The organism is Cupriavidus necator, assembly GCF_016127575.1.
GTDB classification, from domain to species: Bacteria; Pseudomonadota; Gammaproteobacteria; order Burkholderiales; family Burkholderiaceae; genus Cupriavidus; species Cupriavidus necator_D.
Genome location: NZ_CP066019.1, coordinates 1,629,513 through 1,644,300 on the forward strand (window position 1 = coordinate 1,629,513; position 14,788 = coordinate 1,644,300).

A 14,788-nucleotide genomic window follows, 5' to 3' on the forward strand; every position below is an offset into this window, starting at 1 on the left:
GGCCAGGAGGCGAAATGCGCTGCACCAGTTGCGGTTTCGCGAACCTCGCGGGAGCCAACTTCTGTGAGGCGTGCGGAGCAAAGCTTGGCCGAGCCTGCCCTCAGTGTGGTGAGGAAGCCACTGCAGCCGCGAAGTTCTGCCGCGCTTGCGGCTTTGCGCTGACCGACGCCCCGGTCGGCACCGCTGCCACGCCAGCGCCGCCCGCGGCCACGGCCCCGGTCCTCTACACCCCGCCCCACCTTGCCGGGCGCATCCTGGCCGAACAGGCGGCAATGGAGGCCAGGGGCGAGACCGCCGGCGAGCGCAAGACCATCACCGCGCTGTTTGCCGACATGGCCGGCTCGACCGCGCTGACGCAGGACCTCGACCCCGAAGACGCGCGCCGGCTGATCGACCCCGTGGTGACGCTGATGATGGAAGCCGTCCACCACTATGAGGGCTATGTGGCCAAGTTCCTCGGCGACGGCATCCTGGCGCTGTTCGGCGCGCCGATTGCCCACGAGGACCATGCCTTGCGCGCGCTCTACGCGGCGCTGCGCATGCAGGACGCGATGCATCGCCACAGCGACCGGGTGCGGCTGGAGCAAGGCATCCCGCTGCAGATCCGGATCGGCGTCCATACCGGCGAAGTCGTGGTGCGCTCGATCCGCAAGGATGACCTGCACACCGACTACGATCCGGTCGGGCACACCATCCATATCGCTTCGCGCATGGAGGGGATTGCCACGCCGGCGTCGATCCTTGTCAGCGAATCGACCCACAAGCTCACCGAAGGCTATTTCGAGTTCACGGCGCTGGGGACCACCCATGTCAAGGGCGTGCGGGATCCGCTCGCGGTATATGAAGTCGTCGGCCTGGGAGCCTTGCGCACGCGCCTGCAGGTGGCCGCGCACCGCGGCCTCGCCAGGTTTGTCGGGCGCCAGGATGAGCTGGCGCACTTGCACGCGGCGCTGGGGCAGGCCAAGGCTGGACACGGGCGCATTGTTGCGGTGGTCGGCGAAGCGGGGGTCGGCAAGTCCCGGCTGTTCCATGAGTTCAAGGTCAGATCGCAGCAGGGCTGCCTGGCGCTGGAGACCTTCTCGGTCTCGCACGGCAAGGCGTTTGCCTACCTGCCGCTGATCGAGATGCTGAAGAGCTATTTCCAGATCACGGCGCAGGACGGCGACCGCAGCTGCCGCGAAAAGGTGACCGGCAGGCTGCTGACCCTGGACCGTTCGTTGGAAGAACACCTGCCCTACCTGCTCTACCTGCTCGGCACCATCGAGCCCGACTCGCCGTTGCCGACCATGGACCCGACCATCCGGCGCCAGCGCACCTTCGAGGCGATTGCGCGGCTGCTGGTCCGGGAAAGCCTCAACCAGCCGCTGGAAGTCATTTTCGAAGACCTGCAATGGCTGGACGGTGAGACCGAGGCCTTCCTCAATATGCTGATCGACCATGTGCCCGGCGCGCGCATCCTGCTGCTGGTGAACTACCGGCCGGAGTACAGCCATCGCTGGAATGCGGACGGGCATTATTCGCAGCTGCAGCTGCAGCCGCTGGGGCAGGCGGAGGCGCAGGAACTGCTGACCGCGCTGCTCGGGGACGACCGCAGCCTGGTGCCGCTGAAGCGGCTGATCCTCGACAAGACCGAAGGCAACCCCTTCTTCATGGAGGAAGTGGTCCAGACCCTGGCCGAGGAAGGCGCGCTGCTCGGCCAGCCCGGCTGCTACCGCATCGAGACCGCGCCGGCCCTGCTCCATATCCCCACCACCGTGCAAGGCGTGCTGGCCGCCCGTATCGACCGGCTGCCGCTGGCCCAGAAGGAGCTGTTGCAGACCCTGGCCGTGATTGGCAAGGAGTTCCCGCTGAGCCTGGTCCTGCGCGTGACCGGCTTGCCGGAAGACCACCTGCATCCGCTGCTGTCCGACCTGCAGGCTGCGGATTTCATCTACGAACGGCCGGCATTCCCTGAGGTCGAGTACGCCTTCAAGCACGCGCTGACCCAGGAGGTGGCCGGCAGCTCGCTGCTCACCGAGCGGCGCAGCGCCTTGCATGAAAGCTCCGCCCAGGCCATCGAGGCGCTCTTCCATGGCCGGCTCAAGGACTACTGCAGCGAACTGGCGCACCACTACAGCAACAGCGGCAACATCCCGAAGGCGGTCGAGTACCTGCACTGCGCCGGCCAGCAAGCCCTGCTGCGCTCGGCGCAGGCCGAAGCGATCCGGCACCTGAGCATGGCCATCGACCTGCTCAAGCGGCAACCCGACAGTGCCGAACGCGCGCGCCAGGAACTGACGCTGCTGCTTGCGCTCGGGCCGGCCCTGATTGCGGCCCGGGGCCAGGCATCGCCCGAAGTCGAGGGCAATTACCGGCGTGCGCTGGCCTTGTGCGAGCAAGGCCAGCAGACGCCCTACCTGTTCTCGGCACAGCTGGGGTTGTGGGCGTTCTATCAGCTTCGTGCGCAATACGAGGTCTCGCTGCCTTTGGGCAAGCGGCTGCTTGCGCTGGCCATGAAGTCGCAGAAGCCCAAGCAGCTGGCGGAGGGCCATCGCGCGATCGGCGCCACGCTGTTCCGCCTTGGCATGCTGGACGCCGCGCGCAAGCATGTTGAGGCGGTGCTCGCGGTGCCGCATCCTGAGCAACCGGCGTACGACTTCCTCACGGGCTACGGGCGCGACCCGGCCGTCCACGCCACCAGCACGCTGGGCTGGATCCTGTGGTACCAGGGCTTGGCGGACCAGGCACTGGCGCGCTGCCAGGAGGCGCTGGCCATGGCCCGTGCCCGCCCGGATGCGTACAACCTTGCCCTGTGCCTGGTCTTTGCCGCGGAACAGCATCAATGCCGGCACGAAGTCCGGCTGACACAGGAGTACGCCGAAGCCGCCATCGCCATCTCGGGCGAACAGGGTTTTCCGATCTACCTGGCGTGGGGCACCGTCCTGCAGGGCTGGGCGATGGCGGCGCTGGGCAGTCACCAGGAAGGCGTTGCGCTGATGCGCCAGGGCGTGGCCGCCTATGAGGCCACCGGCGGCAGACTGGGCATGCCGAACCTGCTGGCCCTGGTTGCCGAGGCCTGCGGCAAGGCAGGCCAGACCACCGCCGCGCTGGACGTGCTCACGCAGGCACAAGCGCTGGTGGAAGAGACCGGAGAACGGCTGGATGAGGCAACCGTGTACCGGCTGCGCGCCGAGATGCTGCTGCAGCTGTCGGCAGAGCGCCCTGCGCCGCCGGCCGCGCAGGAGGAAGCCGAAGCCTGCTTGCACCGGGCCATCACGGTCGCCCACGAACAAGGTGCAAAGCCGCTGGAGCTGCAGGCCACCCTGAGCCTGGCCCGGCTGTGGCGGCAACAAGGCAAGGTCGACGCGGCGCGTCAAGTGCTGGCGCGGGTCCACGGCAGCTTCAGCGAGGGCACCGACACCGCGGACTGGCAGGAGGCCCAGGCGCTGCTTGCAGCGCTGGCGGCCGACCAGGCCAATACCCCGGAGCGCCCCCACGCATGACCTCGACGCCAGGCCTCCCCCTGCAAGACCGCTTCGTCGCGCTGTGGACACGTGCGGGCGGCACGCACGCGGCCGACGCCTATGCCGATCTCGCTCGTTGCTACGGTGAGCCGACGCGGCACTACCACACCCTCGACCATGTCCGTCGCTGCCTGCAAGACCTGGACTGGGCGCGCAGCGCGATACCGGATACCGACGAGGTGGAACTGGCGCTCTGGTGCCACGACGTCATCTACGTGCCCGGCGCCACGGACAACGAGCAACGCAGCGCCGCATGGTTGCGCCATTGGTCGGGCGGCAGCATCGCCGCCGCCGCGCGCGTGGCCGCCCTTATCCTGGAAACCACCCACGCCGAAGTGCCGGCAAGCCTGGCCGGCCGCTTCACCGCCGACATCGACCTGGCGGCGCTGGGCTGCAGCCGCGCGCGCTTCCAGGAAAATGGCGCCAACCTGCGGGCCGAACGCACCGACCTGGACGACGCCGCCTATGACGCCGCCGAGCGCGCCTTCCTGAGTGCGCTGCTGGCCAGCCCGCGCATCTACACCACCGACCTGTTCCAGGCGCGCTACGAGGCGCAGGCACGCGCCAACCTGACGTGGCGGCTGGCGCAGCCGGCCTGGCCTACAGGAACTCCCCGCTGATATCGATGCTGGAGCGCCGGCCCACGCTGTCGTAGTGCTGCTCCAGCCACCGGCTCGCTTCTGCGCGGCCCTTGTCGCGCAGCGAGCACAGGAAATTCCAATCGGCGTTGTACTTGGTGGAAACCCCCAGCGCGGCCATGGTCTGGTCCGAGCGGATCGAATGGATCCACACCTCCTTCATCTCCGTGCCGTCGAGCTTGCCCTGCTGGATCAGCGACGTGACGAAGGCAATGGCGCGCATCTCGCGCATCAGCGACGAGTTGAAGCTGACCTCATTGACGCGATTCAGAATATCCGCGGCCGTGGTCGGCACGCCGTGGCGCACGATCGGGTTGATATGGACGATCACCACATCGTGGGTCTGGCAGTGATAGATCAGCGGGAAAATCGCCGGGTTGCCGACATAGCCGCCATCCCAGTAGTGCTGGCCGTCGATGCTGACCGCCTGGAACAGCGTGGGCACGCAGGCCGAGGCCAGCACGGCGTCGATGCTGAGTTCCTCGGGCGGGAAGATGCGTATCCGGCTGGTCTCGATATTGGTCGCACACAGGTAGAGCCGGATCGGGCAATGCTCGCGCAGTGCCGCAAAGTCGACCTGGCTGCCGAGCACGTCGCGCAGCGGATTGAGGTTGTTGGGATTGAACTGGTACGGCGACAGCAGGCGCAGCGCGATGTCGGCCATCGCATACATCGGCGAATGGTTCAGGCCCAGCGTATGGCTGCTCTTGAACCAAGGCAGCCACCGGAACGGGTTGTAGCGCTGCGCCGAGTGCGCGATCGCCTCCCAGAAATCATGCAAGGCCAGGCGCGCGCCGTCACTGCCGCCCTGCAGCAGCCCGTAGGCCAGCACGGTGGCGTTCATGGCCCCGGCGCTGGTGGCGCTGACGCCTTCGATCGCCAGCCTGCCGTCCTCCAGCAGCCGGTCGAGCACGCCCCAGGTAAAGGCGCCATGCATGCCGCCGCCCTGCAGGGCGAGCGCCACAGGCTTGGGTTGTGCAGGCTCTGGCTGCATGCGGTCTTCCCTTCAGCGGCGGCAACCCGCCATGCTCAAGTGTAGGGAAGAACTGTGCGTGCAGCGTAGTGCCGGACGCGCGCAGTGGCACACAGCACGTGTGCCCTGGCCAGGCAGGACCAGGGCCGCAAGCTCCGGGACGATGCGCTGGCGCATAACGCAACTGAGCCAGGCTGCGGCCAGGTACTACAATGGCCGCATAAAAGCAGAACAGCTTTCCTTCGTGCGTCAAATACCTCACTTTCCGGCCCGCAAAGCCATTTCCCGCCCGGCCTCCCTGATCGTTGCCGCCAGCCTTGTCCTGGTCTGCATGATCGCGGCCCTTGGTGCCCTCGCCCTGGTGCAGATGCGCAGGGATGCACTGGACAATGCCAGCGAGGCCTCGGCCAACCTGGCGCTGACGCTGGAACGCAGCATCACGCGCAACCTGCAGATCCATGAGCTGGCAATCGGGGGCATAGTGGAAGCCATGCACGATCCCGCACTGCTGGCGCAACCGCCGGCGCTGCGCCAGCGGCTGCTGTTCGACCGCTTGATCAACGCCGAAGACATGGGCTCGCTGCTGGTCACCGACGCCAACGGCACGCTGGTGTTCGACTCGCACCAGTGGCCGCCGCGCCCGGTCAACGTTTCTGACCGCGACTACTTCCAGGTCCACCGCAGCGGCGATCACAGCGGCCTGTTCCTGAGCCGGCCGTTCCAGCCGCGCCTGGCGCCGGAGAACAAGTCCATCGGCATCAGCCGGCGGCTTTCCGCACCGGACGGCAGCTTTGCCGGCACCGTGGTCGGCACCTTGCGCCTGAACTACTTCCGCAAGCTGTTCGATGGCGTAAGCCTTGGCGCGGGCGGCACCCTGACGCTGCTGCGCACGGACGGCACCATCATCATGCGGCGGCCCTATGAAGCCGAATCGATCGGGCGCGACATCTCCGGCAGCCCGTCATTTGCACCGCTGCTGCAAGGCACGCAAGGCACGTTTATCGGCGTCGCGGCAGTCGACGGGGTGCAGCGGCTCTACAGCTTCAGGCGCACTCCGGGCTTTCCGCTGCTGGTCGTGGTGGGACGCGCCACCCACGACGTGCTGGCACCCTGGCACAAGCGCGCCTGGGTGTTCGGGGCGATGATCATCGCGCTGGACGCTGCCATCATCGCGCTCTCGGTATTGCTGTCGCGCCAATGGCGGCGCCGTGTCGAGATGGAAGAGCACCTGCGCTGGATGGTCAACACCGATGGCCTGACCGGCCTTGGCAGCCGCCGTGCGCTGGACGATGCCGCCGACGTGGAATGGCGGCGCGCGCGCCGCCACAGCCAGCCTTTGTCGCTGCTGATGCTGGACGTCGACCACTTCAAGGAATTCAATGACCGCTACGGCCACCAGGCCGGTGACGATGCGCTGGCAGCGGTGGGCGCCTGCATCCAGCGCCAGGTGCGGCGGCCGGGCGACTATGCGGGGCGCTATGGCGGCGAAGAGTTTGCCATCCTGCTGCCGCACACCAACGCTGCCGGCGCGGCCGCCATGGCGGAGGCCATCCGCGCTGCCGTCCAGGCCTTGCAGATTCCGAATGCTGCCGGTGCCGACGGGCACTTGACGGTCAGCATCGGTGCGGTGACCGATGCCAACGGCCCCGGCAACGAAAAGGATTTCGCCGAGCTGCGCGCCTTTCTCCGTGCCGGCGACGAAGCGCTCTACCTGGCCAAGCGCTCCGGGCGCAATTGCGTCGCAACCTTCGGCGCCACGGCAGCGGCGATGGCGTCCTGAGGGCCCGGCGCCGCGGCTACGCCAGTTCGAACCCATGCCGCGCCAGCGGCAGTGAACGGATGCGCTCGCCCGTGGCAGCAAACAGCGCATTGGCCAGCGCCGGCGCCAGCGTCGGCACCGCCGATTCCCCCACGCCGCCGATGCGCTCGCCGCTCTGCACCAGCACAGCCTCGAAGCGCGGCGTCTGGGCCAGGCGCAGCAGTGGGTAGTCGTGGAAATTGGATTGCTGCACGCGCCCGTCGCCAATCGTGATGACGCCGGACAGCGCCGCGCTCAGGCCCCAGATGCTGGCGCCCTCAAGCTGGCGCTCGACCGTGGCGGGGTTGATCACGGTGCCGCAGTCGATAGCATTGACGATGCGGTGCAGCGTGATGCGCTTGTCCCGCACCGACAGCTCCACTACCGTCGCGCACAGCGAGCCCCATGCCTGCGACAGCGCCACGCCCTGGAAGCGCCCCGCCGGTGCGCCGCCCCAGCCGGCCTGCTGCGCCAGCCGGCGCAGCAAATCCGCCTGGCGCGGGCGCTCGGCCAGCAGGCGCAGCCGGAACTGCAGCGGATCAGTCCTGGCATGGTGGGCCAGCTCGTCGATGAAGCTCTCGGCAAAGAACGTGTTCTGGGTATAGCCCACGCCGCGCCAGAAACCGACCGGCACGGCGGTATTGACCATCGCATGGCGCACGGCGACATTGGGCAGCGCGTAAGGCAGGTCCACCACGCCTTCGACCGACTTGGGATCGACGCCGCCCTTGACCCGGTCCGGGAAATTGCGGATGTAGATCGATGAGCACGCCAGCCGCGCATCCAGCGCGCGGATGCCTGCCGCGCCGGGTGCCAGCACGGCGCTGAAGCGCGCCGCCGCCGCGGGGCGGTAGAAGTCGTGCTGGATATCTTCCTCGCGCGACCAGATCAGCTTGACCGGCTGTCCTGCCGCTTTCGATGCCAGCGCCGCCTGCAAAAAGACGTCGAACTCCTCGCGCCGGCCGAAGCCGCCGCCGACAAAGGTCGAATGCACAACGATGCGTTCGGCCGGCAGGCCGAGCACAGGCGCCAGCCGATGCGCGATCTCGCCGCAGACCTGGGTCGGCCCCCAGATCTCGGCACGGTCGGCGCGAACGTCGGCCGTGGCATTCATCGGCTCCATGGTCGCGTGCGCGAGGTACGGGACCTCGTATTCGGCGGTATAGGCCTGGCCGGCCTGCATGTGCGCATCGGGGTCGCCATTGCGCAACGCCAGCGCCGAAGCGCTCCGCGCGGCTTCCCGGTAGCCGGCCATCAAGGCAGCATCGCCGACGGGTTCGCCTTGCGGCAGTTTCCAGTCCGGCCTGAGCGCGGCCAGGCCCTTGCGCGCGGTCCAGTAGCTGTCGGCCAGCACCACCACGGCGTCGTCCAACGGCACCACGCGCCGCACGCCGCGCACGGCCAGCGCCGGCCGGGCCTCGACACGGTGCAGCTTGCCGCCGAATGCCGGGCAGGCCATCACCGAGCCCACCAGCATGCGCGGCACCTTGACATCGACGCCGAACACCGCAGCACCGCGCGTCTTCAGCGGAATGTCGAGCCGGTCAGTCGGGCGGCCCAGCAGCTTCCAGTCGCGCGGATCCTTCAGCGCCACGCTGGCCGGGCGCGGCAAGGCGGCAGCCCGCGCTGCCAGCGCACCGTAGCCAAGCGTCCGGCCGCTGGCCTCATGACGCACCACGCCCTGTACGGCACGGCACTCCGCGACCGGCACTTTCCAGCCCTGCGCCGCGGCTTCGCGCAGCATCTCGCGCGCCGTAGCGCCGATGCGCCGCAGCGGCTCGAACGACCAGCGCGCGGAGGTGCTGCTGGCGGTCGCCTGTACCTTGAACATGCGGTTGTTGTAGACCGGATCGGTGGGCGCCAGCTCCGCGCGCACCTGCTTCCAGTCGCACTCCAGCTCTTCGGCAATCAGCATCGGCGCCGATGTCATCACGCCCTGCCCCAGCTCGGCGGAAGGCACCATGATGGTCACGCTGCCATCGGCATCGATGCGCAGCCACGCGTTGATATCGTCGGGATCGTGCGCGGGCGCATCCGCGGCCTTTGCCAGCGGCAGGTGGAAGCCCAGCACGAACGCTGCCGGCACGGCGCTGGCAGCCTGCAGGAAGCGGCGGCGACTGGTGTGGCATTCGCTCACGATTGCGCCCTCCCGTCGGTATCGGCCATGCTCTGTCCCCTGGCGGCGCGCAGGATGGCGCGCTCCACGCGCGGGTAGGTGCCGCAGCGGCACAGGTTGGTGATGCCGGCGCGAATGTCTTCAGGCGCGGGCTCCGGGTTCTCCTTCAGCAAGGCGCAGGCGGCCATGATCATGCCGGACTGGCAGTAGCCGCACTGCGGCACCTGCTCGACAATCCACGCACGCTGCACCGGATGCGAATTGTCGGCCGACAATCCCTCAATGGTCGTAATGTCGGCACGTGCCACGCTGCCCACGGGCGTGATGCAGGCGCGCACGGCCTTGCCGTCGACATGCACGGTGCAGGCCCCGCACAGGCCGGCACCACAGCCGAACTTGGTCCCGGTATAGCCCAGGTAGTCGCGCAATACCCACAGCAGGGGCATGTCGCGGTCGGCATCGACGGCATGGCGCTTGCCGTTGATCTTCAGCTGCAATTTCATTGGGGGTCTCCTCGTCGCGCACCGGCTTCGCAGTGGCCGGTTCGGTGCGGCCCAGTATCGGCCGCGCGGCATGGCAGGACAATCGACTTGTTTTGCCATGACCTGTGAGGCAAGATCACAGCCATGATCCGCAGGCTCCCCTCGATGCAAGTCCTCCAGGCCTTTGCCGCCACCGCGCGCACGGGCAACATGACGCGCGCCGGCGATGCGCTGTGCGTGACGCACGGCGCCATCAGCCGCCATATCCGTGCGCTGGAGGCACAGCTGGGCTGCACCCTGTTCCTGCGCGCCGGCCGGCAACTGGAACTGACCGCCACCGGGCGCGAGCTTGCCGATGAACTGGAAAATGCCTTGCGCGCGGTCGAACTGTCGCTGGCCGGTGCCACCGAGCGCCGCGCGCGTGAACGCCAGTCGCTGAGCGTCAATGTCAGCCCCGAGCTGGCCGGCGCCTGGCTGGTACCCAAGCTGCCGCGGTTGCGCGAAGCCCTGCCCGGCCTGGACCTGTCTATCGCAGCCAGCACCGACGACCCGAACTTCGCCCGCTCCGACCTCGACGTCAGCCTGCGCTACGGTCCCGCGCCCTTCACCGGCTACCAGTGCGTGAAGCTGCTGGACGACGACATCATCGCGGTATGCAGCCCCGACTTCGCGCAGCGGCACGCGGGCATGACGGCCGCAGACGCCGCGCACCTGCCGCGGCTGCGGCACGCGCGCTTTCGCTGGGCGCAATGGGGCGCGGCGGCGGGGGTGGTGCTGGACGAGCCGGAAGACGGCATCGTCTTCGACTGCCGCGCACTGCTGATCGAAGCCGCCGCCAGCGGCCTGGGGCTGGCGCTGACGCGCGCCTTGCTGGCACGGGAGGCTATCGCCGCGGGCAGGCTGGTGCAGCCGTTGGCCGCCAGCTTTCCCGCGAGCCACAACTGCTACATCGTCTGGCGTGGGGACAATCCCAAGCAGGCGCTGATCCGGCGCTTCGCGCTGTGGCTGCGCGACGCTGCGGTGCAGGCGTGACCGGCACCGCCCAGCCGCTAGCCCTTCCCTCCCCGCCACACCTGCAGCAGATCCCACGCCGGCGCTTCCCCTTCCGGCTGTGGCAACGCTTGCGCCTTGACCAGCATCGCGCCGGCCTGCGCCTGCAGCTTGTCCAGGCAGCGCGACAGCACGCGTGCCTCTTCCGCCGTCAGGCAGGCAGCCAGCCGCGTATTGAAGTCCCGCGCCTGTGCGAACGCTGCACGGTAGACGGCTTCGCCTTGCTCGGTCAGCGTGAAGGCTGCTGCGCGCCGGTCCTGGGTACGCGTTTCGCGGCGGACCAGACCGCGTTTCACCAGGGCGTGGACGGCGCGGCTGGCCAGCACCTTGTCCAGGCCGGCGCTTTCGGCCAGTTCGGTCAGCCGGGTGCCTGGCTGCTCGCCAAGGAAGGAGATCATGCGCCATTCGCGCCGCGTGACGCCCGCCCTGGCGCGCAGGTGCAGCGCCGTGGCGCCCAGCGCGACGCGGTTCAGGTGGTAGATCCGGTAGTTGATGAAATCCGCCAGCCGCTGCGGCCGCTGCAGGCGGTTGCCGCTGTTGTCGTGTGCCATGCCACACCTGCCAATTAGTTGACTTTGTCAATTATATCGACGGGTGTTAGCTTGCATCGACGCCGCTCGCCGGCGGACAACAAACTGGAGACATCGTGAGCCCTCGCACCTTCCTTCCCCGCTTCGCCGCGTGCCTGCTGGCGGTTGCCGCTGCATGGTCCGCGCCCGCCAGCGCGCAGTCGGACCGTCCGCTGCGCATCCTGGTGGGCTACCCGGCCGGCGGCACCGCCGACCTCGCCGCACGCCTGGTCGGCGACAAGCTGCGCGAGACCCTGAACCAGACCGTGGTCATCGAGAACAAGCCCGGCGCCGGCGGGCGGCTGGTGATGGACTACGCGCGCACGCAGCCGGCCGACGGAAATACCCTGGTGGTGGCCAACTCGGCGGTCATGACCATTGCGCCGCTGGTCTACCGCAAGCTCAACTACGATATCCAGCGCGATTTCACGCCCGTGGCGGAGGCCGCCAACTTCCAGCTGGCGCTCGCTACCGGGCCGGCCAGCCCGGCGCGCACGCTGAAGGACTATGTGGCATGGCTCAAGGCCGGTGCGCAGAACAACTCCTACGCCTCGCCGGCGCTGGGCAGCATCCCGCATTTCTTCGGGCTGATGATCGGCAAGCAGGTTGGCATCGACATGCTGCACGTCCCCTTCAACGGCTCTGCGCCGCTGATGAGCGCGCTGGTCGGCGGGCAGGTGCCGGCTTCGGTCGACACCCTTGCCGACCTGACCGAAATGCACCGCGCCGGCAAGATCCGCGTGCTGGCGACTTCCGGCACCCACCGCTCGGTGGCGCTGCCCGATGTGCCGACCTTCACCGAGCTTGGCTACAAGGGCATCGAAGGCGAAGGCCGCTACGGCCTGCTGGCACCCGCGGGCACGCCGCGCCCGGTGCTCGACAAGCTCAACGCCGCCATCGTCAGGGCCGTGCAGTCGCCGGACGTGCGCGACAAGTTCCTCAAGCTGGGGCTGGAACCCGCAACCGGCCCGGCCGACGCCTTTGCCGGCGTGCTCAAGGCCGACGCCGGCAAGTGGGCACCGGTGGTCAAGGCGTCCGGCTATACCGGCGACTGAAACCCGGCAAACCGACCATGACGATCCGCAATACCCTCTTCATCATGTGCGACCAGCTGCGGCGCGACCACCTGGGCTGCTACGGGCATCCGGCGCTGCGCACGCGCAATATCGATGCGCTGGCCGCGCGCGGCGTGCGCTTCGACCGCGCCTTCGTCACCTCCGGGGTCTGCGGCCCCAGCCGCATGAGCTTCTATACCGGCCGCCATGTCAGCAGCCACGGCGCCACCTGGAACCGCGTGCCGCTGTCGGTCGGCGAAGTCACGCTGGGCGAATACCTGAAGCACAGCGGCCGCGCGCTGGCGCTGGCGGGCAAGACCCATGTGATGCCCGACAACGCCAACCTGAAGCGGCTGCACCTGGATGGCGGCACTGAGCTGGAAACGCTGCTGCGCAGCGGCCACTTCACCGAAGTCGACCGCCATGACGGCCACCACGCCGAGCCGCACAGCGCCTACGCCGACTGGCTGCGCCAGCAAGGCTACGACAGCGCGGATCCGTGGACCGACTACGTGATCAGCGCCGAGAACGAACGCGGCGAGATCGTCTCCGGCTGGCACATGCGCAACGCCGGCCTGCCCGCGCGCGTGGCCGAGCCGCATTCCGAGACCGCGTACACGGTGGACCAGGCGATGCGGTACATCGCCACGCGCGGCGACGATCCGTGGGTGCTGCACCTGTCGCTGGTCAAGCCGCACTGGCCCTACCTGGCGCCCGCGCCCTACCACGCCGCGTATTCGCTCGATGACTGCATGCCGCTGCAGCGCCACGACGCCGAGCTGGAAGACCCGCACCCGGTGCTGTCGGCCTACCGCACGCAGGAAGAATGCGCCAACTTCATGCGCCAGGAAGTCTCGGACACGGTGCGCCCCGCCTACCAGGGCCTGATCCAGCAGATCGACGACCGGCTCGGCCAGCTCTGGGAACAGCTCGAACGCCTGGGCCGCTGGCAGGACACTCTGATCGTCTTCACCGCCGACCACGGCGATTTCCTGGGCGACCACTGGCTGGGCGAGAAGGAGCAGTTCTACGACACTGTGCAGAACATCCCGCTGATCGTCTACGACCCCTCGCCGGCAGCGGATGCCACGCGCGGCAGCGCGCAGGCCAGCATGGTCAGCGCGGTCGACGTGGTGCCGACGGTGCTGGACGCACTGGGCCTGCCGCCGGCCGACCACCGCGTCGAGGGCCGCTCGTTGCTGGGCCTGACGCGCGCGGGCGAGCGTGCCTATGCCGGCAGCTGGCGCGATTTCGTCGTATCCGAGCTGGACTATGCCTATCGCGGCGCTCGCGTGGCGCTGGGCCGCCATCCCGGCGAGTGCCGCGCCTGGATGGTGCGTGACGCGCGCTGGAAATATGTGCACTGGCAAGGGTTCCGGCCACAGCTGTTCGACCTCCAGAACGATCCGCAGGAGTATTTCGACCTGGGCAGCGACCCCGGCCACGAAGCCGTGCGCAGCACCATGCGGTTGCGGTTGCTGGAGTGGTTCTGCACGCTCAAGCCGCGCGTGACGGTAACCAGCCAAGAGGTAGCGGCCAAGACCAATGTGTACAAGCAGGCCGGCGTGTTCTTTGGCGTGTGGTGACTACGCCCGGCGTCATCTGCGGTCCGGTGACGTCCCCCTGCCCGGATGGCGTATCCTTTGAAGCGAGGGATGGGGGACCGGTGTTCGCACCGGCAACCGGAGCGATCATGAAACACACCTGGATTCTTGTGGCGGACGAATCCCTCGCCCGCATTTTTGCCTCGCACGCCTCAACCGCGCCAATGGCTCTGGTTGAGGAAATCACTGACGCGGCAGCACATGGCGACCGCGCCAACCTGCGTCGCGACGCCTACGGCCGGCGCGGCCACGCCGCCGTACAGGGCGACGCCGGGCACCCCGGTGCCCACCAGGCCGGGCCGTCCACCGTCACATCGTCGGCCGGCGAGGATGAACTGCACCAGGAAGCGCAGCTGTTTGCCCGCCGCGTGGCGGACTACCTTGCCGATGCGCGCAACAAGCAGCGCTTTGACTCACTGGCGCTGATCGCGGCGCCGCGTTTCCTGGGCCTGCTGCGCAAAGCCCTTTCCGCCGGCGTCACCGACCTCATCACGAAGGAAATTGGCAAGGACTTCACCCACATGCCCAACAACGACCTGCAACAACGGCTCGCGGACGAAGACATCATTCCCGCGCGCCGCGACGCGCGCGTCGTTACCGGCCGGGACCGATAGCGAAGCCGCGCAGCCGCCGGTGCCAGGCCACCGGCGGCTGTGCGCCGGCGTCAGCGGGCAGTGCCCGAGCCGCTGGCTGCACCGCTGCTGCCGCTGGAGGTGCCGCTCGGGCTGGTCGTGCTGGTGGCGCCGGACGTGCCGGTAGAAGTGCTTGAGCTAGGGGTGCTGCTGCGGCTGCGGCTCTGTTCGGTGACCGAACCGGCGCCGGACAGCGAGCCAGAGCCGGTGGTGCTGCCGGTGGCGGTGCAACCCGCCAGGAAGCCAATTGCGAGCAGGGCTGTGCCGATGCGTAGTGTTGTTTTCATGTCGTCCTCCATCTAGCATGGTTGGCGGCAAGCCTTGCTACACGGCGCAGGCTGCCGGTGAGCGCGCTGGAACGCAGCTCT

Annotated in this window: 12 protein-coding genes; 8 read left to right on the forward strand and 4 right to left on the reverse strand. The window is 68.4% G+C overall.

Features of this window, described 5'->3' with window-relative positions:
• The first annotated feature begins 14 nt into the window (after positions 1-14).
• Both I6H87_RS26445 and I6H87_RS26450 read left to right on the forward strand, forming a co-directional pair.
• Positions 15-3,482: an adenylate/guanylate cyclase domain-containing protein gene (locus I6H87_RS26445; protein WP_011617284.1), complete on the forward strand. Its 3,468-nt coding sequence runs from the start codon at positions 15-17 to the stop codon at positions 3,480-3,482.
• Positions 3,479-4,123, forward strand: a complete 645-nt coding sequence (locus tag I6H87_RS26450) for an HD domain-containing protein (RefSeq protein ID WP_010814505.1) — start codon at positions 3,479-3,481, stop codon at positions 4,121-4,123. The genes I6H87_RS26445 and I6H87_RS26450 overlap by 4 nt, the downstream gene beginning before the upstream one ends.
• Here I6H87_RS26450 and I6H87_RS26455 read toward each other — a convergent pair.
• Complete coding sequence (locus I6H87_RS26455) at positions 4,104-5,135, reverse strand: patatin-like phospholipase family protein (protein WP_010814506.1); 1,032 nt, start codon at positions 5,133-5,135, stop codon at positions 4,104-4,106. The two genes, I6H87_RS26450 and I6H87_RS26455, sit on opposite strands and share 20 nt — an antisense overlap.
• A gap of 142 nt (positions 5,136-5,277) precedes the next feature.
• On the opposite strand from I6H87_RS26455, the gene I6H87_RS26460 reads away from it, so the two are divergent.
• The gene (locus I6H87_RS26460; protein ID WP_011617285.1) at positions 5,278-6,894 is read left to right on the forward strand and encodes a sensor domain-containing diguanylate cyclase; all 1,617 of its coding nucleotides are present in this window, start codon (positions 5,278-5,280) and stop codon (positions 6,892-6,894) included.
• 16 nt (positions 6,895-6,910) lie between these two features.
• Here I6H87_RS26460 and I6H87_RS26465 read toward each other — a convergent pair whose 3' ends face one another.
• Positions 6,911-9,049: a xanthine dehydrogenase family protein molybdopterin-binding subunit gene (locus tag I6H87_RS26465; protein ID WP_011617286.1), complete on the reverse strand. Its 2,139-nt coding sequence runs from the start codon at positions 9,047-9,049 to the stop codon at positions 6,911-6,913.
• The gene (locus I6H87_RS26470; protein ID WP_011617287.1) at positions 9,046-9,531 is read right to left on the reverse strand and encodes a (2Fe-2S)-binding protein; all 486 of its coding nucleotides are present in this window, start codon (positions 9,529-9,531) and stop codon (positions 9,046-9,048) included. Before I6H87_RS26470 ends, I6H87_RS26465 begins: the two co-directional genes overlap by 4 nt.
• A 144-nt stretch (positions 9,532-9,675) precedes the next feature.
• Between I6H87_RS26470 and I6H87_RS26475 the strand changes: the two genes are divergently transcribed.
• Complete coding sequence (locus I6H87_RS26475) at positions 9,676-10,542, forward strand: LysR substrate-binding domain-containing protein (RefSeq protein ID WP_231881444.1); 867 nt, start codon at positions 9,676-9,678, stop codon at positions 10,540-10,542.
• A 17-nt stretch (positions 10,543-10,559) separates the two neighbouring features.
• Here I6H87_RS26475 and I6H87_RS26480 read toward each other — a convergent pair whose 3' ends face one another.
• Complete coding sequence (locus I6H87_RS26480) at positions 10,560-11,111, reverse strand: MarR family winged helix-turn-helix transcriptional regulator (RefSeq protein WP_011617289.1); 552 nt, start codon at positions 11,109-11,111, stop codon at positions 10,560-10,562.
• Positions 11,112-11,206: 95 nt separating this feature from the next.
• Between I6H87_RS26480 and I6H87_RS26485 the strand changes: the two genes are divergently transcribed.
• From I6H87_RS26485 to I6H87_RS26500, 4 genes are all read left to right on the forward strand, one after another.
• A complete protein-coding gene (locus I6H87_RS26485) occupies positions 11,207-12,184 on the forward strand; it encodes a Bug family tripartite tricarboxylate transporter substrate binding protein (RefSeq protein WP_011617290.1) in 978 nt (325 codons plus the stop codon).
• A gap of 17 nt (positions 12,185-12,201) precedes the next feature.
• On the forward strand, positions 12,202-13,770 hold the full coding sequence (locus I6H87_RS26490; protein WP_011617291.1) for a sulfatase-like hydrolase/transferase: 1,569 nt from the start codon (positions 12,202-12,204) through the stop codon (positions 13,768-13,770).
• A 107-nt stretch (positions 13,771-13,877) separates the two neighbouring features.
• Complete coding sequence (locus I6H87_RS26495) at positions 13,878-14,402, forward strand: host attachment protein (RefSeq protein ID WP_011617292.1); 525 nt, start codon at positions 13,878-13,880, stop codon at positions 14,400-14,402.
• A 39-nt stretch (positions 14,403-14,441) separates the two neighbouring features.
• Positions 14,442-14,723, forward strand: a complete 282-nt coding sequence (locus I6H87_RS26500; protein WP_011617293.1) for a hypothetical protein — start codon at positions 14,442-14,444, stop codon at positions 14,721-14,723.
• Positions 14,724-14,788: the final 65 nt, after the last annotated feature.